25 protein-coding genes are annotated in these 26,898 nt (G+C 44.4%); 13 read left to right on the forward strand and 12 right to left on the reverse strand.

Annotated features, from left to right (window positions below):
* Positions 1 to 214: 214 nt before the first annotated feature.
* The 3 genes from metF to metB all read right to left on the reverse strand — a co-directional run bounded on the left by metF (position 215) and on the right by metB (position 5,039).
* Entirely contained in the window at positions 215 to 1,099 is an 885-nt protein-coding gene (gene metF, locus V2H77_RS21360) for a methylenetetrahydrofolate reductase (RefSeq protein WP_049584885.1), read from the reverse strand.
* Positions 1,100 to 1,440: 341 nt separating this feature from the next.
* Positions 1,441 to 3,876, reverse strand: a complete 2,436-nt coding sequence (locus V2H77_RS21365) for a bifunctional aspartate kinase/homoserine dehydrogenase II (RefSeq protein ID WP_341500394.1) — start codon at positions 3,874 to 3,876, stop codon at positions 1,441 to 1,443.
* A 2-nt stretch (positions 3,877 to 3,878) separates the two neighbouring features.
* Entirely contained in the window at positions 3,879 to 5,039 is a 1,161-nt protein-coding gene (gene metB, locus V2H77_RS21370; RefSeq protein WP_341500395.1) for a cystathionine gamma-synthase, read from the reverse strand.
* A gap of 287 nt (positions 5,040 to 5,326) precedes the next feature.
* Here metB and metJ point away from each other — a divergent pair, with 287 nt between their 5' ends.
* Positions 5,327 to 5,644 (forward strand): met regulon transcriptional regulator MetJ, encoded by a 318-nt coding sequence (metJ, locus tag V2H77_RS21375; protein WP_341500396.1) that lies wholly within the window; start codon positions 5,327 to 5,329, stop codon positions 5,642 to 5,644.
* A 129-nt stretch (positions 5,645 to 5,773) separates the two neighbouring features.
* On the opposite strand, the gene rpmE is transcribed toward metJ, so the two are convergent.
* A complete protein-coding gene (rpmE, locus tag V2H77_RS21380) occupies positions 5,774 to 5,989 on the reverse strand; it encodes a 50S ribosomal protein L31 (protein ID WP_214052729.1) in 216 nt (71 codons plus the stop codon).
* Positions 5,990 to 6,198: 209 nt separating this feature from the next.
* Between rpmE and priA the strand changes: the two genes are divergently transcribed.
* From priA to rraA, 7 genes are all read left to right on the forward strand, one after another.
* Positions 6,199 to 8,397, forward strand: coding sequence for a primosomal protein N' (gene priA / locus V2H77_RS21385; RefSeq protein ID WP_341500397.1), 2,199 nt, complete (start codon positions 6,199 to 6,201; stop codon positions 8,395 to 8,397).
* Positions 8,398 to 8,723: 326 nt separating this feature from the next.
* Positions 8,724 to 9,752, forward strand: coding sequence for a DNA-binding transcriptional regulator CytR (gene cytR / locus V2H77_RS21390; RefSeq protein ID WP_265380049.1), 1,029 nt, complete (start codon positions 8,724 to 8,726; stop codon positions 9,750 to 9,752).
* A 67-nt stretch (positions 9,753 to 9,819) separates the two neighbouring features.
* Positions 9,820 to 10,647 carry a cell division protein FtsN gene (gene ftsN, locus V2H77_RS21395; RefSeq protein WP_341500398.1) on the forward strand — a complete coding sequence of 276 codons (828 nt, stop codon included), beginning with the start codon at positions 9,820 to 9,822 and terminating at the stop codon, positions 10,645 to 10,647.
* 249 nt (positions 10,648 to 10,896) lie between these two features.
* Complete coding sequence (gene hslV, locus V2H77_RS21400; RefSeq protein ID WP_049584891.1) at positions 10,897 to 11,427, forward strand: ATP-dependent protease subunit HslV; 531 nt, start codon at positions 10,897 to 10,899, stop codon at positions 11,425 to 11,427.
* Positions 11,428 to 11,438: 11 nt separating this feature from the next.
* The gene (gene hslU / locus V2H77_RS21405) at positions 11,439 to 12,770 is read left to right on the forward strand and encodes an HslU--HslV peptidase ATPase subunit (RefSeq protein ID WP_088372618.1); all 1,332 of its coding nucleotides are present in this window, start codon (positions 11,439 to 11,441) and stop codon (positions 12,768 to 12,770) included.
* Between the two features lie 95 nt (positions 12,771 to 12,865).
* Positions 12,866 to 13,780: a 1,4-dihydroxy-2-naphthoate polyprenyltransferase gene (locus V2H77_RS21410; RefSeq protein ID WP_341500499.1), complete on the forward strand. Its 915-nt coding sequence runs from the start codon at positions 12,866 to 12,868 to the stop codon at positions 13,778 to 13,780.
* 108 nt (positions 13,781 to 13,888) lie between these two features.
* On the forward strand, positions 13,889 to 14,398 hold the full coding sequence (rraA, locus tag V2H77_RS21415; RefSeq protein WP_341500399.1) for a ribonuclease E activity regulator RraA: 510 nt from the start codon (positions 13,889 to 13,891) through the stop codon (positions 14,396 to 14,398).
* A gap of 70 nt (positions 14,399 to 14,468) precedes the next feature.
* On the opposite strand, the gene zapB is transcribed toward rraA, so the two are convergent.
* On the reverse strand, positions 14,469 to 14,711 hold the full coding sequence (gene zapB, locus V2H77_RS21420; protein WP_214089456.1) for a cell division protein ZapB: 243 nt from the start codon (positions 14,709 to 14,711) through the stop codon (positions 14,469 to 14,471).
* A gap of 304 nt (positions 14,712 to 15,015) precedes the next feature.
* Between zapB and V2H77_RS21425 the strand changes: the two genes are divergently transcribed.
* Positions 15,016 to 15,846, forward strand: a complete 831-nt coding sequence (locus V2H77_RS21425; protein ID WP_341500400.1) for an MIP/aquaporin family protein — start codon at positions 15,016 to 15,018, stop codon at positions 15,844 to 15,846.
* A 25-nt stretch (positions 15,847 to 15,871) separates the two neighbouring features.
* Complete coding sequence (gene glpK, locus V2H77_RS21430) at positions 15,872 to 17,395, forward strand: glycerol kinase GlpK (protein ID WP_049584896.1); 1,524 nt, start codon at positions 15,872 to 15,874, stop codon at positions 17,393 to 17,395.
* 67 nt (positions 17,396 to 17,462) lie between these two features.
* On the opposite strand, the gene emrD is transcribed toward glpK, so the two are convergent.
* A complete protein-coding gene (gene emrD, locus V2H77_RS21435) occupies positions 17,463 to 18,647 on the reverse strand; it encodes a multidrug efflux MFS transporter EmrD (protein WP_341500401.1) in 1,185 nt (394 codons plus the stop codon).
* 331 nt (positions 18,648 to 18,978) lie between these two features.
* On the opposite strand from emrD, the gene fpr reads away from it, so the two are divergent.
* Positions 18,979 to 19,725: a ferredoxin--NADP(+) reductase gene (gene fpr, locus V2H77_RS21440; protein WP_049584898.1), complete on the forward strand. Its 747-nt coding sequence runs from the start codon at positions 18,979 to 18,981 to the stop codon at positions 19,723 to 19,725.
* A 2-nt stretch (positions 19,726 to 19,727) separates the two neighbouring features.
* On the opposite strand, the gene V2H77_RS21445 is transcribed toward fpr, so the two are convergent.
* Positions 19,728 to 20,162, reverse strand: coding sequence for a DUF805 domain-containing protein (locus tag V2H77_RS21445; protein ID WP_341500402.1), 435 nt, complete (start codon positions 20,160 to 20,162; stop codon positions 19,728 to 19,730).
* Between the two features lie 67 nt (positions 20,163 to 20,229).
* Between V2H77_RS21445 and V2H77_RS21450 the strand changes: the two genes are divergently transcribed.
* Both V2H77_RS21450 and tpiA read left to right on the forward strand, forming a co-directional pair.
* On the forward strand, positions 20,230 to 20,832 hold the full coding sequence (locus tag V2H77_RS21450; protein WP_445935632.1) for a YiiQ family protein: 603 nt from the start codon (positions 20,230 to 20,232) through the stop codon (positions 20,830 to 20,832).
* A gap of 123 nt (positions 20,833 to 20,955) precedes the next feature.
* Entirely contained in the window at positions 20,956 to 21,723 is a 768-nt protein-coding gene (tpiA, locus tag V2H77_RS21455) for a triose-phosphate isomerase (RefSeq protein WP_341500404.1), read from the forward strand.
* A gap of 50 nt (positions 21,724 to 21,773) precedes the next feature.
* Here the strand turns inward: tpiA and V2H77_RS21460 are convergent, their stop codons facing one another.
* The 5 genes from V2H77_RS21460 to V2H77_RS21480 all read right to left on the reverse strand — a co-directional run bounded on the left by V2H77_RS21460 (position 21,774) and on the right by V2H77_RS21480 (position 26,662).
* Positions 21,774 to 22,769, reverse strand: coding sequence for a sulfate ABC transporter substrate-binding protein (locus V2H77_RS21460; RefSeq protein WP_341500405.1), 996 nt, complete (start codon positions 22,767 to 22,769; stop codon positions 21,774 to 21,776).
* A gap of 173 nt (positions 22,770 to 22,942) precedes the next feature.
* On the reverse strand, positions 22,943 to 23,914 hold the full coding sequence (gene pfkA, locus V2H77_RS21465; RefSeq protein ID WP_341500406.1) for a 6-phosphofructokinase: 972 nt from the start codon (positions 23,912 to 23,914) through the stop codon (positions 22,943 to 22,945).
* A 498-nt stretch (positions 23,915 to 24,412) separates the two neighbouring features.
* A complete protein-coding gene (locus V2H77_RS21470; RefSeq protein WP_341500407.1) occupies positions 24,413 to 25,357 on the reverse strand; it encodes a phosphatidate cytidylyltransferase in 945 nt (314 codons plus the stop codon).
* Positions 25,354 to 25,995: a lysophospholipid acyltransferase family protein gene (locus V2H77_RS21475; protein WP_265380065.1), complete on the reverse strand. Its 642-nt coding sequence runs from the start codon at positions 25,993 to 25,995 to the stop codon at positions 25,354 to 25,356. The genes V2H77_RS21470 and V2H77_RS21475 overlap by 4 nt, the downstream gene beginning before the upstream one ends.
* Entirely contained in the window at positions 25,988 to 26,662 is a 675-nt protein-coding gene (locus V2H77_RS21480; protein WP_341500408.1) for a CDP-alcohol phosphatidyltransferase family protein, read from the reverse strand. The genes V2H77_RS21475 and V2H77_RS21480 overlap by 8 nt, the downstream gene beginning before the upstream one ends.
* Positions 26,663 to 26,898 lie beyond the last annotated feature (236 nt).

Here is a 26,898-nt window from a genome sequence, read left to right on the forward strand (position 1 = left end):
TTATAACCAGAGTCGTTATTTACTATAGCTTATCTTTAATAATTTAATTAATAACAAAGTATTATTTATTACCATTCTAATTCCTCCATTCTTTCAATTCTATAAAATTAGATACCGGAAATAGATTAACCTTAATTATCCAACCAGATAATAAAAGTTTACACTTTATAAAAACATGCTCTTACTAAGAAGTTTCCTTAGTAAGAGCCAAAGATTAAGGACGAACACCCAAAGTATGACAAATTGCATAACTCAGTTCCGCGCGGTTTAAGGTATAAAAATGAAAATCCTTCACACCTTCGCGGCTTAAAATCTTCACCATATCCATTGCAATAGACGCCCCAACCAAATTAGCGCTTTCAGGATCATCATCCAGACCATCAAACATTCTAGTCATCCAGCTAGGAATACGCACATTGGTCATTACAGCAAAACGTTTAAGCTGACGGAAATTGGATACCGGCAGAATTCCCGGTACGATTTCTACATCAATCCCGGCAGCCACACAGCGGTCACGAAAACGCAGGTAACTTTCCACATCAAAGAAGAATTGGGTAATAGCACGGTTCGCACCCGCATCAATTTTTCTTTTCAGGCTAATCAGATCAGCCTGAGAACTTTTTGCTTCAGGATGAACTTCAGGGTAAGCAGCAACGGAAATATCAAAATCAGCTTCTTTCTTAAGTAATTCGACCAGATCAGACCCATACATTTTAGGTTTTTCACTGTTTTCCGGTAAATCACCCCGTAAAGCCACAATATGGCGAATACCATTTTTCCAATAATCACGGGCGATTTCGCACAATTCATCACGACTGGCATCAATACAGGTAAGGTGCGGAGCCGCATCAAGGCCAGTTTTCTCTTTTATTCCCTTGATTATGCTGTGAGTACGGTCACGCTCGCCAGAATTAGCGCCATAAGTAACGGAAACAAATTTAGGCTTAAGGGTGCTCAGGCGATTAATGGATTTCCACAGGGTTTTTTCCATCTCGGCTGTACGCGGTGGAAAGAATTCAAATGAAACACGGATCTGTCCTTCCAGTTCAGCCAGATTCTGATTCAGCGCCTCTCGCTGATTTGCGTGAAAAAAACTCATACCCTGCACCTCGTTAACAAGCGGAATAATTTCCCATATCAATAATTTGCCAGTTATTCTTATTTACACTTCTAAACACCTATACGTTTAGACGTCTAAATAAGATGAAGGATCGGTATTTTTTAGTCAACAACAAAATTGAGTTAAATCGGTGAGGAATATTCACCCTGAATCGGAAAAAATTTCATCAAGGGATCTTTGGTTTTGTTTATATCGGCTTAGCGGATCGATGCCTAAGGCAGCAATGAGGAAAGATGCCCTATGCAGGACACCTATCCTCTGGTTACCTCAAATATCAAGCGAAGGAAATCATATTTGATCAATAAGTAAAGGTTAGAAACTTAAAGCAGTTGTGACAAACGGTTAAGATCCGACTGAATTGCGCCTGCCGTCACATCACGACCCGCCCCCGGCCCACGAATCACTAACGGATTGTCACGATACCAACGACTCTCAATCGCAAACACATTGTCGCACGGTAGCAAGGAAGCCAATGGGTGATCAGGGCATACCGCCTCAACACCCACTTTTGCCTTACCATTTGCATTAAAACGAGCAACATAACGCAGCACCATGCCCATTTCCTGCGCTGCGGCTAATCGCTGCGCCATTTGCTCATTGATAACACCGCTGTTATCAAAGAATTGCTCAATAGAACCAGATGCTGCTTCTTTCGGGACCAATGACTCAACCCGCACTTGTTCTGGCTCAATCTCATACCCTGCTTCACGAGCAAGGATAATCAATTTACGCATCACATCCTGACCAGACAGATCAATACGCGGATCAGGCTCTGTCAATCCTTGTTGCCACGCCTGCTCGACTAACTCACTAAAGGGTACTGAGCCATCAAATTGCAGAAACAACCAAGATAACGTGCCGGAGAAAATGCCACTGATGGACAAAATAGTATCGCCACTCTCCCGTAAATCCCTCACGGTATGATTGATCGGTAAGCCTGCGCCGACTGTTGCATTATAAAACCAATGACGACCTGTTTTAGCAAATGCATCACGAATGAGGCGATAATCACTGCTACTGGAAGCGCCGGCAATTTTATTAGCGCTGATGACATGGAAACCGTAGCTGGCGAAGTCGTTGTAACATCGAGCAAGTTCTTCACTGGCCGTCACATCCAGAATCACCAAATCGTCATAAGGGTGTGCTCGCATCCACAGAAATAACGCATCAACATCATACTCTGTCGCTTCATTATCAAAGAAAGCTAATGCCCGGCTAGCATCAATCCCCTGATAGTCGAGCAAACTCCGGCGACTATCCACCACTCCCGCCAGAATAAATTCAAAATCACTGCGAGCCGAAATATTTTTCTGTTCACGAGCGAATAACTCCAACCAGCGGGAGCCGATATTGCCTTTACCGAACAAAATCAGGCCAATCCGCTTTTCAGCACGGAACAAACTCTGGTGCAATCCCTGAATCACATGTTCAGTCTGATTAGTCCGCAGCACAGCGACAAGGCTGATGCCATCCTCCGCATGCCAGATAAATTCTACCGGCTGATCTTTTAGTTGCTGATAAAAACGATGGCAATGTAGTGGATTCTTGCATACACCCGCCCCAACCAGCGCCACCAGCGCCAAACCTTCTCTTAGTGAGAGTCTGCCCGGAAGCGCAGCATCTTCCAGCACACCCAGTGCACTATTCACCACTTCGGAAGTGTAACAGAGCTGGATCAAATTACAGTCTGGATGGATACCTGTTGCCAATGGACGAATTTGTTCCCGTTTTAACAACAGATCAATATCTTTGTATATCTGTTTAAAATCATGATGAGCAGCCACATGCAACTCAATCAGGCAAACATCATCATGGCTGGTCACAATTTTGGCGCCAGTTCCAGAGGCCAAAACCCTTTCAATACGTGTTGAGCCTTGCTCCGGCTGGTAACTGCAACGTAACAGCAAATCAATATCACTGATGGAAACAGGCTGTAAGGTACGGGCATGCAGCACCGGTGCGGCAAGACGAGCAAGCTCGCTGGCTTCATCCAGACGTAATAATGGCAACAAACAGGCATCTTTGACTTTTCTCGGATCAGCACTGTAAACACCCGCAACATCACTCCAGATGGTTACCCGTTTCGCCCCTGCCAAAGCCCCGACCTGAGTTGCGGAGTAGTCGCTGCCGTTTCGCCCCAACAAAACCGTTTCTCCATCATGATTACTGGAGATAAAACCGGTCACGACCAATCGCTTATTTGGGTTTTTCGTTATTAATTGATTTAGCAGCGGTTGAGAAAGTGCAACATCAATTTGCGGTTGAGCCGACCGTTCGGCACGTAAAAACTGGCGAGCATCCACCCAAGCGCTAGGAATGCCCTGAGCTTCAAGCACGGCTGACATCAAACGTGCGGACCAAATCTCTCCGTGTCCGACCACTTCCGCATAAGTCACATCACTCACCGGTTTATCCAATAATGTACTTAACTTTTCAAGATCGGCAATAAAACGCGTCACCAACTCTTCAGCAACAGTTTCAGGCAGCAAACCTCTTATCAGATCCTGCTGATAACGGCGCAGAACCTGCTGTACCTGATGAGCAGAGATACGATCGTTCTGGCTAAGTTTAAGCCAATTAATTAACTGGTTAGTCGTGCTGCCCGCCGCAGATACCACCATTAAATCACCAGGTTGACTGTAATTAGCCATAATCTTGGCTACCCGTTGATAACATTTCACATCCGCGAGACTACTTCCACCAAACTTATGTAATTGGCGGCCATTTTCCGCCGCTGCAATTGCCAGTGCACTCATGGTCACTCCTTTACTACTGCCTGAAATGCATTTTCCAAATCAGCGATTAAATCCTGACTATCTTCAATACCCACAGAAACACGCAATAGTGCATCCGTAATCCCCGCTTCCGCCCTTGCCTGCGCTGACATTCCAGCATGAGTCATGGTAGCCGTATGGGAAATTAAGGTTTCTACCCCACCCAGTGATTCCGCCAAAGTAAATAACGTTAACTCAGATAGAAAACGACGTATCGCCTGTTCACCACCATCTAACTCAAAGCTTACCATTGCGCCAAAACCAAATTGTTGCTTACAAGCAATTTCATGTCCGGGATGATCTTTTAAAGCAGGATAAAAAAGTTTTTTCACTAACGGTTGCTGTTGAAGATAATTGACAATCTCCAATGCGTTCTTTTGCTGTAACAAGACCCGTGGCGATAAAGTACGCATGCCACGCAATAGCAGGTAGCTATCAAACGCGGCGCCAGTTACACCAATATTATTCGCCCACCAAGCGAGCTCCGTGGCGACCTCTTCATCCTTTGCAATAATGGCGCCGGCAATCACATCAGAGTGTCCGTTAAGATATTTAGTACAGGAATGCACAACCAGATCTGCCCCCAACGCCAAAGGTTTCTGTAATACAGGGCTCAGGAAAGTATTATCAACAACGACTATCGCCCCAGCTTCATGGGAAAGCTGGCATATATGGGCAATATCGACAATACGTAATAAAGGATTACTGGGCGTTTCAATCAATACCAACTTTGGTTTTTTGGACAAGACTTGCTTTAATGCCTGTTCATCACTCTGATCAACAAAAGCCACTTCATAAGCCCCGCGTTGACTCAGGCTGTCAAATAAACGGTAGCTGCCGCCATAACAGTCATGAGGCGCGACCAACAGATCGCCGGGCTTAAGGAAAACCGTGCATAACAGGTGAATAGCTGACATTCCGCTGCTGGTCATAATAGCACCCGCGCCTCCCTCCAACTCAGCTAACGCCCGTTGTACCATGTCACGGCCTGGATTACTCCTGCGGGAATAATCATGTGTCCTTGGCTGATTAAAATCTGTAAAATTATATGTGCTGGAAAGATAAATAGGCGGAACAACACAGCCGTACTGTTCATCATTATTCAACCCATTGCGAACTGCTATTGTTGCCGGTTTGCGTGTCATATCAGCTACCACTGTCTGCCATAAATTAATTCAGGGAAGAATATCTGCTACCACAATAGACGTCAACACATCTAGACATCTAAACCTCTTTACGGTTAGATTAAGCAATGGGATAATTATTCATCATAACTAATGTTACTTTATTTATTAATCGTCATTAGTTTATCGCATATACTATAACTGTATAATTGATAAGGAAATTACGATAAAATGGCAATATGTCACAACGAAAGCTGGTGCTGTTATCCGGCTTAATTTTATGATTTTACGACTATTTAAGGTACCCCATGGCTGAGTGGAACGGTGAATATGTCAGCCCTTATGCTGAACATGGCAAAAAAAGCGAACAAGTGAAGAAAATCACAGTCTCAATTCCTTTGAAAGTGTTGAGGATCCTCACCGACGAACGCACCCGTCGCCAGGTAAATAACCTGCGTCACGCGACTAACAGTGAATTGCTGTGTGAAGCATTCCTGCATGCATTTACTGGGCAACCGCTGCCTGATGATGATGATTTACGCAAAGAGCGTAATGATGAAATCCCAGAGGAGGCCAAAAAGATCATGCGGGAATTAGGGATTGATCCTGATACCTGGGAATATTGATAGTAGCGCAAAAAACTCCTGTAAAAATTCAGGGATTTTTTATTATGGCTAAAATGCAAAACGCCCGATGCAAAACACCGGGCGTTAATACCAGTTGGCCTGTCATTACGGATAGGCGCAATTCGGCAATTACTTGCTGACACCTGGAACGTTGAAACGTTTCTTGAAGCGATCAACACGACCACCAGTAGCAACATCACGTTGTTTACCCGTATAGAATGGGTGGCATTGGCCGCATACGTCTAGGTTCAGAGCGTGACCAACGGTAGATCTGATTTGTATTACATTACCGCAAGAACAAGTTGCAGTAACTTCTTCATATTTAGGATGAATACCTTTTTTCATGGGATAACCTCTGTTAAGGCCGTGTCGCTATCCAGCCCTGTTGCCGCCAGACACCACACGTCGTGTTGATAAAATGAGTTTGGTATATTCCATACCAAAGGCGGCGGATCATACAGAAGATCTGCCTATCTCGCAATGAAATCCGTTGATTGTCTATGATACCCTATAGCCAATTTTTGCTTTATTTATTGATCGTTCGGAATAATTTTATGATTGTTGTTCAGGTTGCTCTGCCTGTCCCTCTTACCCGCTCTTTTGATTATCTGTTGCCCACAGAGAGTCAATTACCCGTTGCAGGGATGCGGGTAAGCGTCCCTTTTGGCAAACGTAAAGCTATTGGTATCGTTACCGGGATAGTTGACAACAGTGATATTCCAGCGGAACAACTGAAAACCATAGAATCTATTCTCGATACTCACTCCTTATTTTCAGAAAATCTTTGGCAATTATTGCTTTGGGCATCCAGCTATTACCATTATCCCATCGGTGAAGTCCTGTTCCATGCATTGCCGGTACTACTTCGTCAGGGAAAACCTGCGGAATCAACCCCACTGTGGCAATGGCAAGTCACGCCAACAGGCGCTGAATTACCACTGGATCAACTGAAACGCTCACCAAAACAGCAGCAGGTACTCGCAACCCTACGCCGTAAAGCAATATATCGCCATCAGATTACAGAACTGGAACTGAGCGAAAGCGCCTTCCAGTCACTCAAGAAGAAATCACTTATCGATTTATACCCTGTACAACCTGAATCTGAGAATTGGCGAAATCATTTCCAAATCACCGGCGAACGCCTGAAATTGAATACTGAACAAGCCACAGCCGTTGGTGCTATCCGTGCAGAAGACCAGCAATTTTCTCCCTGGTTACTGGCGGGCATCACCGGATCAGGTAAAACAGAAGTTTATCTCAGTGTGCTGGAGAATATTTTGGCGCAAGGTAAACAAGCGCTGATACTTGTACCAGAAATTGGCCTGACACCACAAACCATCCGTCGCTTCCGTGAGCGTTTCAACGCACCGGTTGATGTTCTTCATTCAGCCCTGAATGACAGTGAACGCCTTGCTGTATGGCTACGGGCGCAACAGGGTGAGAACGCAATTGTCATCGGTACACGCTCAGCCCTATTTACCCCTTTTTCCTGCCTTGGCATCATCATTATTGATGAAGAACATGACAGTTCTTATAAGCAACAGGAGGGCTGGCGTTATCATGCCCGTGATTTGGCGGTATTCAGAGCAAAAAAAGAGAATATCCCGGTGATCATGGGTTCTGCGACTCCAGCACTGGAAACACTTTACAATGTGCAACAAGGCAAATACCGCACGCTAACCTTATCCAAACGAGCAGGCCATGCTCAACCAGCGACTCAACATCTGTTGGACTTAAAAGGTTTACCACTCAAAGTCGGGTTATCTCAACCACTGATAAAGCGTATTGAAGAACATCTACAAGCCAATAATCAGGTCATACTTTTTCTCAACCGTCGCGGTTATTCACCTGCCCTACTTTGCCATGAATGTGGCTGGATTGCAGAATGCCAACGCTGTGACCATTATTACACACTGCATCAACACCATCGTCAGTTACGTTGCCATTATTGTGACAGCCAGCGCCCCGTTCCCCGCCAGTGCCCGCAATGCGGCTCGACACATCTCCAACCTGTTGGCCTTGGCACAGAACAGCTTGAAGACGGTATTTCAGCCCTATTCCCTGATGTACCCATTACCCGCATTGATAGAGATACCACCAGCCGCAAAGGAACACTGGAACAACAACTCGCTGACATTCACACCGGAAATGCCCGTATACTGATTGGCACCCAAATGCTGGCAAAAGGTCACCATTTTCCTGATGTCACATTGGTCGCTTTACTCGACGTTGATGGCGCCCTGTTTTCAGCAGACTTTCGGGCAGCGGAACGTTTCGCACAACTTTATACACAAGTCTCTGGTCGGGCTGGTCGAGCGGGTAAACAGGGAGAAGTGGTTCTTCAAACTCATCATCCTGACCATCCATTACTACAAATTTTGCTCAATAAAGGCTACGATGCTTTCGCTATTCAAGCTATGGACGAACGCAAAAGTGTGTTTTTGCCGCCATTTACCAGCCATATTATCTTGCGGTCAGAAGATCACGATAATCAGCAAGCACCTGCTTTTTTACAGCAATTGCGCCTGCTTTTAGAACATCATCCTTTACGGGATAATAACTTATGGATCATGGGCCCGGTTCCCGCATTACAGTCAAAAAGAGGTGGTCGTTATCGTTGGCAACTATTAATTCAACATCCATCCAGAACTTTTTTACAAAAAATCATGGCGATGGTTTATCCACAAATAACAACTTTGCCACAAATCCGAAAAGTGAAATGGAATATCGATGTTGATCCAACAGACAGTTAGCGATTAATTACCTCTATTTTAAAACAGATAACCTGAGCAGATTAAACATACTCTTATTTACTATTTAAAAAATCACACCTGAAGATCAGTAATCAATGAAAAAGTATTCACTAATTTGCGAGCCATATCGAATAAATGATTTATATCACACTTTTTTACAAACTAAGGAATAAACGAATTTGCCAAACTGTTTAGAATGATCCCTTAATAACATTGTCATAACCTTAAACCGCATGTTGTTGCTTTTCTTAAAGTCACTGACGGTTTCCCGGCAACCAGAAAATGACAATCATTTAACTACCCCGTCAGGAAATGAGGAGTGAGTTTTGGAGCAGAAAAAGAATGGCACCTCCGCAACGATGAAAGATGTCGCTGAAGTGGCTGGCGTTTCTACGGCAACAGTATCAAGAACACTCATGAATCCAGAAAAAGTTTCTTCCCAAACCCGACAAAAAGTGGAACAAGCTGTACTGGCAGTGGGTTATTATCCCAGTAACTTATCCCGTAATCTTAAACGCGGTGAGTCAAAAACTATTTTGGTGATAGTACCGAACATCAGCGATCCCTTTTTCACTGATGTAATTTGCGGCATTGAAGAGGCAGCGGCACAACATGGCTATCTGGTTTTAATCGGTGATTGCCAACATCAGCGAAAACAGGAACACGCGTTTCTCAACCTGATTGTCACCAAACAAATTGATGGCCTGTTGTTACTGGGTTCCAATATCCCGTTTGATGCCAGCAAAGAAGAACAAAAAAACCTACCGCCTATGGTAATGGCAAATGAATTTGCACCAGAGTTGGAACTGCCGACGATCCATATTGATAACCTGACCGCCGCATTTAATGCGACTCATTATCTGCAAACATTGGGGCATAAACGTATTGCCTGCCTCTCCGGTCCAGAAAACATACCGATTTGCCGCTATCGCCTTCAAGGATATATCCAAGCATTGCGTCGCTCTGGCGGGACAATTCGTGAAGATTATATTGTCCAAGGTAACTTTACCCATGAAAGCGGCGCTAAGTTGACCGAACAGCTACTCTCTCTGTTAGATCCTCCTACCGCCATCTTCTGCCACAGCGATGTTATGGCGATTGGCGTGATGTGGCAGGCTAAAAGAATGGGATTAAAAATACCGGAAGATTTATCAATCATTGGGTTTGATAACTTAAGTCTCGCCATGTACAGCGATCCACCATTGACAACCGTTGGCCAACCCCGCTATCAAATTGGGCACAAGGCAATGATGCTGTTGTTAAATCAAATCCAAGGTCACACAACATCTGGCGGTTCTCAGTTACTGGAATCGGAATTAATCATTCGGCAAAGCACCTGTTCGCCTAAAAGCTAGGCAAATAACCGCAGGTTAAGTAACATATCGTTTATTTTCTTTTATTTATTACTCAGCGAATTAGACAGTGGCACAACGAGATTATGTGAGTCGCGGGCGTTCAAACACCCGCCGTAAAAATACCGATAAGAAAAAATACCAAACCCAAGGTCTGCCAAAAGCAACGCTGGCCGTCGCGGTAGCATTAGTCATTATCTTTATTGGCGGCCTTTACTTTATTACCCATAATAAACAGGAAAGCGCACCAGACACCCTACCAAAACATGTTCAGCAAAATAATGGATTACCGCCAAAACCAGAAGAGCGCTGGCGCTATATCAAAGAATTGGAAAATCGCCCTGTTGGTATTGAAACACCACGTGATCCCTCATCGGGGGGGCAAATCAATTCACAAACTCAGTTGACCGCAGAGCAACGACAGTTACTTGAACAAATGCAGGCAGATATGCGTCAACCGGCAACCTCTCTGCCAGAAGTGCCATACAATGGCGTTCAGGTACCACGTTCACAAGTGATCATCAAGCCATCAGCGGAAACACAACAATCGCTGGCAACAAGACCGCAACCACAGCCTCAACAAACGTTACCACAACAACCAATACAGACTCAGCCAGTTCAACCACAAACACCGCCGCCAGCTGAAATCAGTAAACCTAAGCCCGTAGAAAAGGCACAGCGTATGATTTTGCAATGTGGTTCATTCCGCAACATGGACCAAGCTGAATCAGTACGTGCCAACCTGGCATTTGCAGGCATTGAAAGCCAGATCACAACGGGAGACGGCTGGCATCGTGTTGTTCTTGGTCCCTATAGTAAAAACACCGCAGAAAAAATGCAGGAACGTCTGAAAGGCGTTGGCGTGTCAGGTTGCATTCTCCGTATTACTGGGGGTTGAAAAATTATAATTCTCCCCCATCTATTCTGCTAAACACCGTGCACACGGTATTTTCGATAGCAGTATACTCTATGGATTTCAAGATGCATCGCGACAGCAAGGGAGCGAGTCCCCGGGAGCATAGCGAACTATGTGACCGGGGTGAGCAAGTGCAGCCAACAAAGAGGCAACTTGAAAGATAACGGGTATACACACTGTCGAAAGTACCGTGCGTCACATTTATCTATTTTTGTAACCAAGGGCTTACTCGTGACTACAATCATAAGTGTTCGCCGTAATGGCCAGGTCGTAATCGGTGGTGATGGACAAGCAACGATGGGTAATACCGTCATGAAAGGCAATGTCCGTAAAGTTCGCCGCCTCTATAATGACAAAGTAATCGCGGGTTTTGCCGGCGGTACAGCAGACGCTTTTACTCTGTTTGAACTGTTTGAACGTAAACTTGAAATGCACCAAGGGCATCTGACCAAAGCAGCGGTTGAGCTTGCTAAAGACTGGCGCACTGATCGCATGCTACGCAAACTGGAAGCGCTGCTAGCAGTCGCAGATGAAAATACCTCTCTGATCATCACAGGTAACGGCGATGTCGTTCAGCCAGAAAATGACCTGATCGCCATTGGTTCCGGTGGCCCATACGCTCAATCCGCCGCACGGGCAATGCTGGAAAATACCGATCTCAGCGCCAGACAAATTGCAGAGAAAGCGCTAACCATTGCCGGTGATATCTGTATTTACACCAACCATAATCACAACTTCGAAGAACTTCCTTCAAAAGCGTAAGGGTAGATAGTATGTCTGAAATGACTCCACGCGAAATTGTCAGCGAACTTGACAAACACATTATTGGTCAGGACAAAGCGAAACGCGCTGTAGCTATCGCACTCCGTAACCGCTGGCGTCGTATGCAGCTAGATGAAACGCTGCGCTACGAAGTAACGCCTAAAAATATCCTGATGATTGGTCCGACTGGGGTAGGTAAAACTGAAATCGCCCGTCGCCTGGCAAAACTGGCAAATGCGCCGTTTATCAAAGTCGAAGCGACCAAATTCACCGAAGTTGGCTATGTTGGTAAAGAAGTCGACTCTATCATCCGTGATCTGACCGATGCTGCGGTTAAAATGGTTCGCCTGCAATCCATTGAACAAAACCGTTATCGGGCAGAAGAACTGGCAGAAGAGCGTATTCTGGATGTCCTGATCCCACCAGCAAAAAATAACTGGGGACAAACGGAAACCCAAGTTGAACCATCGGCCGCACGCCAGGCATTCCGTAAAAAACTACGTGAAGGTCAACTTGATGATAAAGAAATTGAGATTGATGTTGCTACCACACCTGTAGGTGTCGAGATCATGGCGCCTCCGGGCATGGAAGAGATGACAAATCAGTTGCAATCTATGTTCCAGAACCTTGCTGGTCAGAAACATAAATCTCGTAAGCTAAAAATCAAAGATGCTTTCAAGCTGCTGGTCGAAGAAGAAGCCTCTAAACTGGTTAATCCGGAAGAATTGAAACAACAGGCCATTGATTCTGTTGAACAACACGGTATTGTCTTCATTGATGAAATCGACAAAATCTGCAAACGCGGTCAAACTTCAGGCCCTGATGTTTCCCGTGAAGGTGTTCAGCGTGACCTGTTGCCATTGGTGGAAGGCTGTACGGTATCTACCAAACACGGCATGGTAAAAACAGACCACATCCTGTTTATCGCCTCAGGTGCATTCCAGGTTGCTAGCCCTTCCGATTTGATCCCTGAACTACAAGGGCGTTTGCCAATCCGAGTGGAACTACAAGCATTAACCACAGAAGATTTTGAGCGTATTCTGACTGAACCAAGCGCATCTCTGACAGAACAATATAAAGCTCTCATGGCAACAGAAGGCATGAACATCAGTTTCACGGCTGATGGCATTAGCAAAATTGCTGAATCAGCATGGCAGGTAAATGAATCAACCGAAAATATCGGCGCTCGTCGCCTGCATACGGTACTTGAACGGCTAATGGAAGATATCTCCTTCGAAGCCAGCGAACGCCAAGGTCAGTCAGTTAATATTGATGCCGACTATGTTAAACAGCATCTAGATGAACTGGTTGCAGATGAAGATCTGAGCCGCTTTATCCTATAATCGGTGTATCCGATTCCTGATCCACTATAATTAATGATGGGAGGCTTGCCTCCCATTCGTTTTTTATAAACCTACAGGAGTAAGTGAACGCAGAAATGAACTCATCAACTTCTATTAGTCAAACTCAAGCATGGCTGGAAAGTTTGCGTCCTAAAACGCTGCCACTCGCCCTTGCAGCCATTATTACCGGCTCAGCCCTCGCTGCCTGGACAGGGCATTTCAAGTTACCGGTTGCCTTACTAGCGCTATTAACAGCAGCCATACTACAAATCCTGTCCAATCTCGCCAATGATTACGGTGATGTTATTAAAGGCAGTGATACTGAAAAGCGTATCGGGCCGCTACGCGGTATGCAAAAAGGCATTATTACCGCCTCACAGATGAAAAAAGCACTGAAGATTATTGTGCTGCTAGCTTGTCTGTCTGGTAGCGCCTTGATTGCGGTTGCCTGTGAAGAACCCAGCGATATATTCGGTTTTCTGGTACTTGGCCTGCTAGCAATTACTGCCGCAATTACCTATACAGTCGGCGCAAAACCTTATGGCTATATGGGGCTTGGCGATATTTCAGTACTGATTTTCTTTGGCTGGTTAAGTGTCGCCGGTACTTATTATCTTCAAGCCGGTTTTTTTGACTCGGTTGTCATACTCCCGGCTACAGCCTGTGGCCTTCTCTCTACTGCTGTTTTAAATATCAATAACTTGCGCGATATTGAAGATGACAAACAGCATGGAAAAAATACCCTAGCTGTCCGTCTCGGCCCTAAAAAAGCCCGTTACTATCACGGCTGTTTAATAATCACCGCAATACTCTGCTTGGTATTATTCACCGTACAAAACCCGTCTGGCTGGTCAGGCTGGCTGTTCCTGCTCGCTCTGCCTTGGTTGTTCAAACATATGTGGTATGTACTTAATGACCCCACACCTGAAGGAATGCGTCCAATGTTGGGACAGATGGTTAAAGTAACGTTACTGACTAATATTCTATTTTCAGTTGGTCTTACTTTTTAATTAAATGGATACCTGTTAACAACATCAATTTAATAATTGATGATTTTGCTAACATCGACCTGAAAGGGATATACTTACTGTTCCATACCTTAACCAGACGTAAATCCTATGAAATATGATACTTCCGAGCTTTGTGACATCTATCAAGAAGAAGTAAATGTGGTAGAACCTATGTTCTCCAATTTTGGCGGGCGTACTTCATTTGGTGGTCAAATCATCACGGTTAAATGCTTTGAAGACAATGGGTTACTTTACGACCTACTTGAAGACAGTGGTCATGGACGCATTTTACTGGTAGATGGTGGTGGTTCTGTACGCCAAGCATTAATTGACGCTGAGCTGGCACAACTCGCTGTGCAAAATGGATGGGAGGGCATTGTTGTTTACGGTGCTGTACGTCAGGTTGACCAGCTAGCAGAGTTCGACCTCGGTATTCAAGCTATAGCCGCTATTCCTGCTGGCTGTCGTGATGAAGGGACCGGTGCAAGCGATATCCGGGTGAATTTCGGTGGCGTCACCTTCTTCTCCGGCGATTATTTGTATGCCGACAACACCGGTATCATTTTGTCTGAAGAGCCGCTAGGACTTGATGATAACGAAGAAGATGAGATCATCTGATGGTAAAGTACAACAGATAGAATTAAGGGCGATTTTTTAGATCGCCCTTTTTGTCTGCCGGAAATTGTAATTACTGAACATCTTCCATTTTGCCCAACAAGGCACGCAGACGTTCTTGCCATACTTGTTGCTCTTGTTTTAATTGCTCATTCTCATGAACCAGAGACTCACGACTGCTGGCGGCATTCTGAATTTCCTGAGACAAAGATCGATTTTTTTCTTTTAATTCTTCAATTTCCATTTGTAGCAGGGTAATAGTATCAATCGCCTGCTGAACCTTGGCTTCCAGCTTTTCAAAAACTTCAAATGACATTCTCGGTTCCCCCTTATAAGCAATTGTCTGATTGTATGTAGCCAACGCGCCCCTGTCTAGCAACATCCCCAACACATGAAAAATAACTACCAAATAAAAACCCCAAAGTGTCTCACACTTTAATTTTTAGCAAAATAGCGGATAAATGCGGATTCGCTCATTTTGTTGACACAACACACACATTTCAATTTCGCTATTTCTCGTTTCCGCGCATTAACGATAAATTTACAAAACCTCCCTTTCAATTTCTGAAAGGTGACAATAATAATTATGCCTCTAAAATCTTCTTTGTAGGATAGAACATATGAGCCAAACCACTAGCACGACATTAACCGGACAATGTATCTCTGAGTTTCTTGGTACCGCACTATTGGTTTTCCTTGGCGTAGGCTGTGTCGCCGCTGCACGTCTTGCCGGCGCACAATTAGGCTTGTGGGAAATCAGTATCATTTGGGGGATGAGCGTTGCGTTGGCTGTTTATCTCACCGCAGGTGTTTCCGGCGCTCACCTCAACCCAGCGGTGACGATTGCCTTATGGCTGTTTGCCCGCTTTGATGGCAAAAAAGTTATTCCTTTTATTATTGCCCAGATGATTGGCGGCTTCATCGCTGCCGCTCTCATTTACATGATGTACTACAGTGTATTCCTTGATTACGAACAGGTACACAATATCGTTCGCGGCACTCCTGAAAGCCTGTTTACCGCAGGTGTATTCTCTACTTATCCAATGGCGCAGCTGTCCATTTCTCAAGCTTTTATGATAGAAGTTATCATTGCCGCCATTCTGCTCTGTTTGATTCTGTCGCTGACTGACGATGGCAACGGCATTCCCCGCGGTCCTCTGGCCCCATTACTGATTGGTATTGTGATTGCCGTTATCGGCGGCGCATTTGGTCCATTAACCGGTTTCGCTCTGAACCCGGCCCGTGACTTTGGTCCCAAATTGATTGCTTATCTAGCGGGTTGGGGAGATATTGCCCTGACAGGTGGGCGTGAAATCCCTTACTGTCTGGTTACTCTGACTGCACCCATTATCGGCGGTATTGTAGGAGCATTTGGTTACCGCAAACTTATTGGTCGCTATTTACCCTCTGATATTCATAAAACTGAAGACCAGAAGAAAAAGAAAGCCTAGAGCATTACCAGAACAGGTTATTATCATGACAACAGAAAATATGATTGAGAAAAAATATATTGTCGCCCTTGATCAAGGAACCACCAGTTCCCGAGCGATAATTCTTGATCACGACGCCAATATTATCTCGATTTCCCAAAGAGAGTTTGAGCAAATTTACCCTAAACCGGGTTGGGTCGAACACGATCCAATGGAAATCTGGGCAACCCAAAGCTCAACTCTGGTAGAAGTATTAGCAAAAGCAGATATTAGTTCCGATCAAATTGCCGGTATTGGGATTACCAACCAACGTGAAACAACGATCATTTGGGAAAAAGAAACCGGTAAACCTATCTACAATGCCATCGTTTGGCAATGTCGCCGTACCGCAGACGCGTGTACTAAACTAAAACAGAAAGAGGGATTGGAAGAATATATTCGCCAGAATACAGGGCTGGTAGTGGACCCTTATTTCTCCGGCACCAAAGTCAAATGGATCTTAGATAATGTCCCAGGCGCCCGTGAACGGGCTGAAAAAGGTGAGCTACTGTTCGGTACTGTGGATACCTGGTTAGTCTGGAAAATGACCCAAGGCCGAGTCCACGTTACCGATTTCACCAACGCCTCTCGAACAATGCTGTTCAACATTCACAATCTGGAATGGGATCAGCATATTCTTGATGAGTTACAAATCCCGCGTTCCCTACTGCCGACCGTTCATTCATCTTCTGAGATTTATGGTCAGACCAACATCGGCGGTAAAGGCGGTACTCGAATTCCTATCGCAGGTATCGCAGGCGATCAGCAAGCTGCTCTATACGGTCAACTTTGCGTCCAACCGGGTATGGCGAAAAACACCTACGGGACAGGCTGTTTCCTGCTGATGAACACAGGTATAGACGCCGTGCGCTCCAACCACGGATTACTGACAACCATTGCCTGTGGTCCTCGCGGTGAAGTGAACTATGCGCTTGAAGGCGCGGTTTTCGTTGGCGGCGCTTCCATTCAATGGCTACGTGATGAGCTGAAACTCATTGCCGATGCTACTGATTCCGAATATTTTGCCACTAAAGTTAAAAATAGTAACGGCGTGTATGTGGTCCCTGCTTTTACCGGCCTTGGCGCCCCCTACTGGGACCCCTACGCCCGAGGGTCAATTTTTGGACTAACCCGCGGCACCAACAGTAATCACATCATTCGCGCGACGCTGGAATCCATCGCCTATCAGACCCGCGATGTACTGGATGCCATGCAAGCTGATTCAGGCACCCGACTACAAGCACTGCGGGTAGATGGCGGTGCTGTTGCCAATAACTTCCTAATGCAATTCCAATCAGATATCCTTGGCACCCGAGTAGAACGCCCTGTAGTGCGTGAAAGCACTGCATTGGGTGCTGCATTCCTTGCAGGATTGGCGGTTGGCTACTGGAAAGACTTGGATGAAGTGAAAAGTAAAGCCACCATTGAAAAAGAATTCCGTCCAGGTATTGAAACCACTGAACGTAATTACAAATACAATGGCTGGAAAAAGGCGGTTGCCCGTGCGCAGGATTGGGAAGATAAAGGCTAAGATTCCCTAGATATCTAGATATAAAGAAAGGGTGAAATGAATGACCACCCTTTCTTTAACTGCTTAATTAAACAACATGCCCCTGACGCTGCATCCTATGCGCCAATGGTAACCAACAAAGCAAGATCAAAACTGACGTAAAGAACATCAACATACCCACACTAAACTGACCATTTTGCGGCAGCATTGCAGATAACCAAGTTGCCAAGCCAGAGCCAATATTCTGCAAACCACCAACCAGCGCCCCGGCTGCACCGGCCAGATAAGGAAATGGTTCCATTGCTCCTGTTGTCGCTAATGGAAATAACATTCCTGCACCAAAGAAAAAAAGCGCGGCAGGCACCAACAGCGTCCAAATATTCATAACGCCGAACCATCCCGGTAACCACATCAATGCACCAGCCAATAAACAGCAAACCACCGAATGCCACATCAGATTATAAAAAGTTCTTCCTTCCCGCCCGGCATACCATGCGCCAAAGAAAGCCGCAGGAATTGGCAAAATGAACAAAATACTGACGGTAATACTGTTCAACCCAAGCACACCGCCCATTAGCACGCCACTACTGGCCTCAAAGACCGCAATCCCTGATAAGCCGCCGATTAACATCACCAAATAAGCAGTAAACGCGCTATTTGATAACAGTTGATGGAAAGAAGTGAGCATTTTTCGTTTTTCGGTTTGCTGTGGCCGGGTTTCCGGCAACTTACAAAACACGTAATAAACAACACCAATACACAAAAGTAATAAAAACAGATAACAGGAACGCCAACCAAAGAAATGCGCTACCACACCGCCAATCATCGGCGCAAGTAACGGGCTAACTAAAATTCCCATATTCAACAAACTATTAGCATAACGCAGCGCAATGCCAGTATATAAATCCCTTGGCATCGTTCTGGCCATCACACCGGCAACCCCCGTCCCTAACCCCTGCAAAGCACTGGCGACAACCAATACATCCAAATTAGGAGAGAATAAAGCACATATAGTAGCAAACAGGAAAATTATCATACCGGCCAAGATTACCGGGCGCCGGCCAATCTGGTCTGAAAGAGGGCCGTAAAAAAGCTGTGAAAGCCCATAAGAAAACAGATATGCAGCCATCACTCGTTGTACAGAACCTATTGGCGCATTAAAATCTTTAGCAATATCTGCAATAACAGGCACATAGATTGTTTGTGTCATCTGCCCTACAGCAGCCAGTGCAATCAATATCAGCAATAAATCAAAGTTTTCTAATTTTCTCATCGCATTCACAACAAGTTTATACAATTCATAAAGTCATAAGAAACCCCAGGCTACTAAGAAATGGCCTGTATTCTCTTATTCCACTAATGTGACTAACTTAACAAATTTAAAATATTTTGCGAGATAGTGCACAATCTTCTTTGCAGAAAAAATAACAGTTAATTACGCCATACCTGGCAATAAATATGTACATATCAACTAAGTATTAACAAAATAATGGTTAATTTTTCTATAACACAGAATCGATAATGGTATTTATCTCTATGGACTAAAATAACGATGTAAAAACAAACGGTTCGGGGATTTCTTTCAGGATAGGAGATAAGTTCCAATGGCAAACTGGGTTACAGGAAAAGTCACACAAGTTATTCACTGGACGAATACCTTATTCAGCATCAGGATGCATGCACCGGTTGAAGAATTCACCGCAGGTCAGTTTGCAAAACTGGCAATAGAAATAGATGATGAACGGGTGCAACGGGCCTACTCTTACGTTAACGCTCCGACAGATAATAATCTTGAATTTTATTTAGTGACGGTTCCTGAAGGCAAACTCAGTCCGCAATTAGCAGCGTTGCAACCTGGTGATAATCTATTAGTGACAGAACAAGCCGCAGGCTTTTTTATTCTTGATGAAATACCTGATTGCAAAACATTATGGATGCTTTCAACGGGAACAGCCATTGGCCCCTATCTTTCAATTCTTCAACAAGGGGACTACCTGGAAAGATTTGAGAATATTGTATTGGTGCATGCAGTCAGACTAACACAAGATTTAAGCTATCTGCCCTTAATGCAGCAATTAGTTGAGCATTTCAATGGCAAGCTACGAATTCAAACTATTGTCAGCCGTGAACAAAACCCCGGCTCATTGACTGGCCGTATCCCGGCACTGATCGAGAACGGAGAACTTGAGGCCGCTGTCGGGCTTACGATGAAAAACGACAACAGCCATATTATGTTATGCGGTAATCCTCAAATGGTGAAAGATACCCAACAACTGCTAAAAGAGCAGCGTGGAATGACGAAACACTTACGCCGCAAACCGGGGCATATCACCAGTGAGCAATATTGGTAATTTCAGTCATCTTTGGCAGAAATAAAATCCACTTTCTCTGTCGTCTCACCAAACCGGTTTGGCCCATCCGTACCACGGAATACACCGCAATCAAGCACCATCATTACAATGATCAATGTGGGGATAAAACGGCCAATCCCCCATTGCCAGAACGGCGCCATGCCACCCCAATCAACAGCGATCAACAACCCTGCCAGTAATAAAAGCAGCGACCAACCTCCCCGCTTATTTCGGTCATGCAGACGCTTAACCATCATTGCCGCTGCGGGATACATTACCAAGACAAGCGCAAAAACAGCATAGTGCATGGTTAAAGGGGTCATTCCCTGAATAGTCAAGATAACAAGCATCAAGGCCAGGCAAACACCAATACCAATCCAGAATTCACGCCGCCCAATTCGTCCTTTGAATGAAAAAACCCATTGTTGTAATGTCATCTATTCTTTTCCAATCGTGTATTCTGTTTCTCAGCGCAGTTTAACCTAAGCGAGCGGCAACATGAAAATGGACGTTAATAAATTTCTAGCCATAATATTAGCAGCAAGCATTGTCGGTTTGCCGTTGGTAGCCAATGCTGATAAACCCACAACCACAGAACCCACAGTACAAGCGACCTATCTTCTGCCGAATGCCCCTTCCTTCGATGAAACTATTCCGCGATTTCGCGAAAAATATAATCGCCGCAACCCGACATTGCCACTACGCGAATATCGGGTAATCATAAGTAAAAACATTTATCTGCCACTGACACGAGCCGCCAGCAAAATTAATGAAAAACTTTATTCTTCCGCCGTACTTGAGCGAGGAAGTGAAAAAATAAAAAGTCTGCAACTGACATTACTACCATCGGAAAATACCGCTGAAACTCAGCAAAACCAAATTCTGGCAGAGCAGTACATGATAGCCCTGATGCGCCATTTTAACCCGACGCTTTCACAGGAACAAAGCAAAGAGAATATTGATAATTTGCTCAGAAACGGCAAAAAATCGCTATTTTACAGCCAGAACATCGGAGCCATTCGCTATATTGTGGTAAATAGTAGCGAAAAAACACTTACTTTCGCGATTGAACCGATTAAGCTATGGTTATCTGAACCCGATAACTAATCAAGATTAGTAATAAAAAAAAGCTATTGTCTGCAATGATCACTATACTGTGGAGCATTAGATCTACCGAATCGATCCTAAATTCAGCTCACTACTTAAACTTCTCTGGTTGGAGGAAAAAACATGCGACATCCATTGGTGATGGGTAACTGGAAATTGAATGGCAGTACCCATATGGTAAACGAACTTATCACTGGCCTGCGTAAAGAATTAAGCAGTATTACCGGCTGTGACGTCGCTATCGCGCCACCAGCACTTTATCTTTCTCAGGCTAAACAAGCGCTGGCTGGCAGCCGTATTGTCCTGGGCGCACAGGATGCTGACGTTAACCTATCTGGCGCATTTACCGGTGAAACTTCCGCCGCAATGTTAAAAGACATTGGCGCAGAATACATTATCATCGGCCACTCTGAACGCCGTACTTACCACCAAGAAAGTGACGAATTCATAGCGAAAAAATTTGCTGTTCTTAAACAACAAGGTCTAATCCCTGTTTTGTGCATCGGCGAAACTGAACAGGAAAATGAAGCGGGTCAGACTGAAACCGTATGCGCAAGGCAAATTGATGCAGTTCTGAACACATTGGGAGCAGAAGCATTCCAAGGCGCGGTCATCGCTTACGAACCTGTTTGGGCAATTGGTACAGGCAAATCAGCGACGCCAGCGCAAGCTCAGGCTGTGCATAAATTTATCCGTGATCATATTGCACAAAAAGATGCAGCAATCGCAAAACAGGTCATTATCCAGTACGGTGGCTCTGTGAACGCAGATAATGCCGCAGAACTCTTTGCCCAACCAGACATTGACGGCGCATTAGTTGGTGGCGCATCCCTAAAAGCTGATGCTTTCGCTGTCATTGTAAAAGCCGCAGCCGCTGCGAAAAAAGCATAATTCATTTTAATGATAATTGACCGCCGTATACCTACGGCGGTTATTCATTTTCAGCGTTGAATAATCTCATCAAACACACCGCCCGTAGCAAAATGCACTTTTTGCGCTTTTCCCCAGCCACCGAATACGTTATCGACAGTAAATAATTCCAATGCAGGAAAAGAGGAACGGTACATATCGGCAACCGCTTTATCACGTGGCCGATAATAGTTTTTAGCCGCTATCTCCTGTCCAACGGGAGAGTAAAGGTATTGCAGATATTCTGTTGCTAGCTCACGGCTATGACGTTTATCAACCACCTTATCAACAACAGAAACCGTCGGCTCAGCCAAGATTGAAAGGCTAGGTGTCACAATTTCGAATTTATCTTTATCAAGCGCATTAATTGCTAATAATGCTTCATTCTCCCAGGCAATTAATACATCACCGATTCCACGCTCAACAAAAGTACTGGTCGCTCCTCTTGCGCCAGAATCAAGCACTTCAACATTCTGGTAAAGGGCTTTAACAAACGCTTTCGCTTTGTCCTGATCCTGATTGTTATGAATCAACCCATAACCCCATGCAGCCAGATAATTCCAACGTGCGCCGCCTGATGTTTTTGGATTAGGCGTCACAACAGATACACCTGGACGAACTAAATCTGACCAATCTTTAATTTGTTTCGGATTACCTTTCCGCACTAAAAAAACAATGGTTGAAGTATAGGGGGCAGAATTCTCTGGCAAACGCTTAATCCATGCCTTCGCTATCCGGCCACGTTCCGCAATGGCATCCACATCATAGGCCAAAGCCAGTGTCACCACATCCGCCTCAAGGCCATTAATAACAGAAGTTGCCTGTTTACCCGAGCCACCATGAGATTGCCGGATTACCACTTTATCCCCTGTCTTCTGCTGCCAATAATCACTAAAAGCCTGATTATACTGCTGATATAACTCTCTGGTTGGATCATAGGAAACATTAAGAAGTTGAAGATCTCTTGCCCATACGCTGCTACTGGTAATCAATAGTAACGCCAATGCTACATGCCATCTGACTCTCACTTGAATCTCTCCACAAACTGTTTTTAACGGTTATGAAATCCAAGGCTGACAGAAAGCGTTATCACTCAGAAATAATTAAAAGCATTTATTTATATATGATAGGAATATACTTAGGAGACATTACAGCCTCCAAAGAGGCTGCAACAGATTTAGATTTGCCGGTATTGACGTGATCAATATAGCTTTTTCGCGGTTTCCAACCAATCCTGTTTAAACACGCGTTTCATATTCTGCACTGCATCAATGATGTCATGATGAACAAGTTTCTCGTTCTGAATACCAACACAGCGACCACCATAACCTTCCAACAGTAATTGAATGGAATATGCCCCCATACGGGAAGCCAGAATACGATCATAGGCAACCGGGGAACCACCACGCTGAACATGCCCTAAAACTGTGGCGCGGGTTTCATGATGCGTCTCTTTTTCGATATGTTTCGCAAGTTCATAGACATCACAAACATGCTCGGTAATTGCAACGATGGCGTGGCGTTTACCTTTATCGATACCCGCTTTAATTTCAGCCACGAGCTCATCACAACTAAACGAGACTTCCGGTAGAACGATAAACTCACAACCACCCGCAATAGCGGCTGATAACGTGAGATCACCGCAATAGCGCCCCATCACTTCAACAATGGAAATACGTTTGTGGGAAGTCGAGGTGTCACGCAAACGGTCAATCGCTTCAACTACTGTTTCCAGCGCAGTGAAATAGCCGATGGTGTAGTCGGTACCCGCCACATCATTATCGATGGTGCCCGGTAGACCGATACAAGGAAAACCCGCTTCTGTTAGTTTTTTCGCACCAAGATAGGAACCGTCACCGCCGATAACGACCAGAGCATCGATACCGTTTTTTCTCATATTCTCAATAGCGACAGTACGAACCTTCTCATCCCTGAACTCAGGGAAACGGGCTGAACCTAGAAAAGTTCCGCCACGGTTAATCATGTCGGATACACTAAAGCGGTCAAGTTTCTTCATGCGGTTTTCATACAAACCAAGATAGCCATCATAAATACCGAAAACTTCCAACCCTTCGGTTAATCCCGCACGAACCACACCACGAATAGCCGCATTCATACCTGGCGCATCACCGCCACTCGTTAAGACACCGATTCTTTTGATCTCATTGCTCATGATGACCTCTGACTTGTAGATGTAATAATTGCAAACCCGCTAATGACGGACTCCGTATGCAATCACTTTGCCTGAACTAAAATCCGCTTTTTCTTAACCTGTTATCGCCCAGCGTACTGAAACAATCAGGCTGAATTGATTCAATTCTTTATATAATACGGTAAAAAACTAAGTCTGCATTAACACTGAGTCTCTTTTTTGAGATCAAGTTGACTAAAATGCCTCCATAGCTCTTACGTTCATCAATCAACCTCTGAGAAATCCCGTTCTTGCATATCCCCCATCCACACTGGATAAGAATTTACAGCGTTTTTTGCTAATGCCAACAAGATACGCTGTGCGTTTTACCGTTCATTGGCGAGGGCATAAACCACATCTCCGGCCCGCTCACCAATAGCAATAACAAGCAAAATCATCCCATTGTCGTTCACCTCATAAACTATATAATTCGACATTAGATCATTTAAAAGCGCCTTTAAATGATCTTTTATTTAAGCTCTATGTATAAAAATAACGTGTCAGGTGGAAAAAGACTGGAGCGGCAAAACATAACGAATCGATCCGATCTAACATACCGCCATGCCCTTCAATCATTTCGCCGAAATCTTTAATGCCACTATCACGTTTTATCGCCGACATACATAATCCACCAATAAAGCCCATCAACGTAATGGCTAACGACATCAAGCCAGCCTCCCACGGAGAAAATGGCGTTACCCAATAAAGTGACATTCCTAATAACACTGAAACCAAAATACCACCAATAAAACCTTCAACTGTTTTATTCGGGCTCAATTTAGGCACAATAGGATGTTTACCAAATAATTTACCAAACACATACTGCAAAACATCCGACATCTGCACCACAATCATTAAAAACAACAATAACTCGACATTTTCCCCCTCATAACCGGGAATATCCAACATCAATAAAGCGGGCGCATGGCTAATACAAAATACAGCAACTAACATACCCCACTGTATTTTGGCTGTCCGTTCCAGAAAGTTAGTCGTATCCCCGGCTAATGCGATACGGGCAGGTAAAAATAGAAATACATAAACAGGAATGAAAATAGAAAATACGCCATACCACTGAATACCAACTGCAACATACTGTAATGGCATAAAAATAAAGAAACACCAAAACATGGCTTCATGGTCACTTCGTCGCGTTGGTGTTAAAGTGAAAAATTCCCGTAAGGCAAAAAATGACATGCTTGCAAATAATAAAACTGAGCCGACTGGCCCAATAATAACTGCCAACACACAAACAATGCACATCATCCACCAACCACGAATGCGGGCATTTAGGTTATCGATTGCTGGATTATTCTTATCCCCTGAATATTTGGAGGCCAATATTGCCCCAACAATACTGGCAATAATTAATGGTACGAACATGCCTCCCATCAATAGCAACAGTTGCTTATTAAGCATGATCATAATATTAACGCCTCCAATGCCAAACGAGCCCGCTGTAAAAAATCAGCCTTTTCCTCTTTTACACCTAATTTTTCCAAAGGTTGCCCAAATGTTGCAGAACAAATAACAGGAACAACAAGTGCCGAGCCTTTTGGCAAAACCCTGTTTAAATTTTCCAGATAAACCGGAATAAGCTCAACATCAGGATATTTCTTCGCTAAATAATATAGACCGCCTTTAAACCTATTAATTTGTTCCCCACTTCCTCGTGTCCCCTCAGGGAATAAAATCAAAGATTCCCCTCGTTTTAATACATCTTCCATTGGCGTCAGGGTATTTCCCTTTAAACAATCCTCTCCTTTACGATCAATAAGCACAGCCCGAAAAACTTTATTAATAAAATATCTACGCAGATAAGTTTTACTCCAATAATCACGAGCAGCAACTGGATGCACCCGAGAACGTAACACCCGAGGAAACCCGGCCCAGATAACTAACCCATCCAGATGACTGCTATGATTAGCATAATAAATTCGGGAAGCTACCGATGGCTTACATCCAATCCAACGAATTCTCACTCCTGTTAACAAACGGCAAAGCCCAGACAGAAACGAACCCATACCTTTACTTACCAATGTCACTTCTTGTGGTCTATTCATTACAAGCATCCTTCTCTTGTAATTCATCCAATATGACCCTGGTTCGCCGAACACATGTCCAGAGACAACCCAATGTGATAACGACTAATACCGCCAATAAAAGATACTGGCCCCATAACTGAGGTAAAAAAGCGGCAACAATTGAACTAACGGTAATTAATGCCATTCGATGCTGTTTTGCCATCGGCCCGAGGAAACGCTGAGGTAAACCACAAGTCCCACCTAACAAGCGAATATAAGCGGTCAAAACAGCTAATAATGCGGCAATACAGCCAAGAGAAATCGCAAATGGAAAAAGTATTAAACCATACCCCACCCCAATCAGAATAAAAGAATCAGCAATACGATCAGGAAGATCATTAAAAACAGTACCGGCAGCCGTCTTCAATCCCCCTTCAACAGCGACCATGCCATCCAATAAATTACACATTAGCCGGCCTTGAATAAGTAAGGCTCCAATAATCAATAAAACTGATGTCAACCAAAAAGACTCGACTAAAAAACACACGGCAAAACACACACCAGCTAATGCAGCAAAAACAACGCTGGCAACAGATATGCCATTTGGTGTCGCCCCTTTACATTGCAACCATCTAGCCATTTTACTAGCCCACACTGCATTGCGTGTCTTGATCGGACGCCGATCTTTTACCTCGTTACCAGACATACCCTTTCCCTTTTTGAGCACAAATGAACAATCAAATCTACTTAAGTTAAATGAAATAAGATAAACAGGATTGGTTAGAATAACAACAATAAAAAAAACTGCCGGTGGGAAGAGGCAAACGGAGATCGCGCCAATTTTCCCTTGTTGATTAATTTGAAATAACAGAATTTACTTCAACAAGTGCCCACACATTGACCACATCGACATAAGCCCCGATTTTTTCGGGGCTTCAAAAC

The sequence above is a fragment of the Photorhabdus sp. P32 genome, from assembly GCF_038085095.1.
In the GTDB taxonomy this organism is placed as follows: domain Bacteria; phylum Pseudomonadota; class Gammaproteobacteria; order Enterobacterales; family Enterobacteriaceae; genus Photorhabdus; species Photorhabdus luminescens.

What these genes read in the sequence shown, in the direction of transcription:
- metF (WP_049584885.1), bottom strand. Translation starts at nt 1,099, where the DNA reads ATGAGTTTTTTTCACGCAAATCAGCGAGAGGCGCTGAATCAGAATCTG.
- V2H77_RS21365 (WP_341500394.1), bottom strand. Translation starts at nt 3,876, where the DNA reads ATGAGTGCACTGGCAATTGCAGCGGCGGAAAATGGCCGCCAATTACAT.
- metB (WP_341500395.1), bottom strand. Translation starts at nt 5,039, where the DNA reads ATGACACGCAAACCGGCAACAATAGCAGTTCGCAATGGGTTGAATAAT.
- metJ (WP_341500396.1), top strand. Translation starts at nt 5,327, where the DNA reads ATGGCTGAGTGGAACGGTGAATATGTCAGCCCTTATGCTGAACATGGC.
- rpmE (WP_214052729.1), bottom strand. Translation starts at nt 5,989, where the DNA reads ATGAAAAAAGGTATTCATCCTAAATATGAAGAAGTTACTGCAACTTGT.
- priA (WP_341500397.1), top strand. Translation starts at nt 6,199, where the DNA reads ATGATTGTTGTTCAGGTTGCTCTGCCTGTCCCTCTTACCCGCTCTTTT.
- hslU (WP_088372618.1), top strand. Translation starts at nt 11,439, where the DNA reads ATGTCTGAAATGACTCCACGCGAAATTGTCAGCGAACTTGACAAACAC.
- V2H77_RS21410 (WP_341500499.1), top strand. Translation starts at nt 12,866, where the DNA reads ATGAACTCATCAACTTCTATTAGTCAAACTCAAGCATGGCTGGAAAGT.
- rraA (WP_341500399.1), top strand. Translation starts at nt 13,889, where the DNA reads ATGAAATATGATACTTCCGAGCTTTGTGACATCTATCAAGAAGAAGTA.
- zapB (WP_214089456.1), bottom strand. Translation starts at nt 14,711, where the DNA reads ATGTCATTTGAAGTTTTTGAAAAGCTGGAAGCCAAGGTTCAGCAGGCG.
- V2H77_RS21425 (WP_341500400.1), top strand. Translation starts at nt 15,016, where the DNA reads ATGAGCCAAACCACTAGCACGACATTAACCGGACAATGTATCTCTGAG.
- glpK (WP_049584896.1), top strand. Translation starts at nt 15,872, where the DNA reads ATGACAACAGAAAATATGATTGAGAAAAAATATATTGTCGCCCTTGAT.
- emrD (WP_341500401.1), bottom strand. Translation starts at nt 18,647, where the DNA reads ATGAGAAAATTAGAAAACTTTGATTTATTGCTGATATTGATTGCACTG.
- fpr (WP_049584898.1), top strand. Translation starts at nt 18,979, where the DNA reads ATGGCAAACTGGGTTACAGGAAAAGTCACACAAGTTATTCACTGGACG.
- V2H77_RS21445 (WP_341500402.1), bottom strand. Translation starts at nt 20,162, where the DNA reads ATGACATTACAACAATGGGTTTTTTCATTCAAAGGACGAATTGGGCGG.
- V2H77_RS21450 (WP_445935632.1), top strand. Translation starts at nt 20,230, where the DNA reads ATGGACGTTAATAAATTTCTAGCCATAATATTAGCAGCAAGCATTGTC.
- tpiA (WP_341500404.1), top strand. Translation starts at nt 20,956, where the DNA reads ATGCGACATCCATTGGTGATGGGTAACTGGAAATTGAATGGCAGTACC.
- pfkA (WP_341500406.1), bottom strand. Translation starts at nt 23,914, where the DNA reads ATGAGCAATGAGATCAAAAGAATCGGTGTCTTAACGAGTGGCGGTGAT.
- V2H77_RS21470 (WP_341500407.1), bottom strand. Translation starts at nt 25,357, where the DNA reads ATGATCATGCTTAATAAGCAACTGTTGCTATTGATGGGAGGCATGTTC.
- V2H77_RS21475 (WP_265380065.1), bottom strand. Translation starts at nt 25,995, where the DNA reads ATGAATAGACCACAAGAAGTGACATTGGTAAGTAAAGGTATGGGTTCG.
- V2H77_RS21480 (WP_341500408.1), bottom strand. Translation starts at nt 26,662, where the DNA reads ATGTCTGGTAACGAGGTAAAAGATCGGCGTCCGATCAAGACACGCAAT.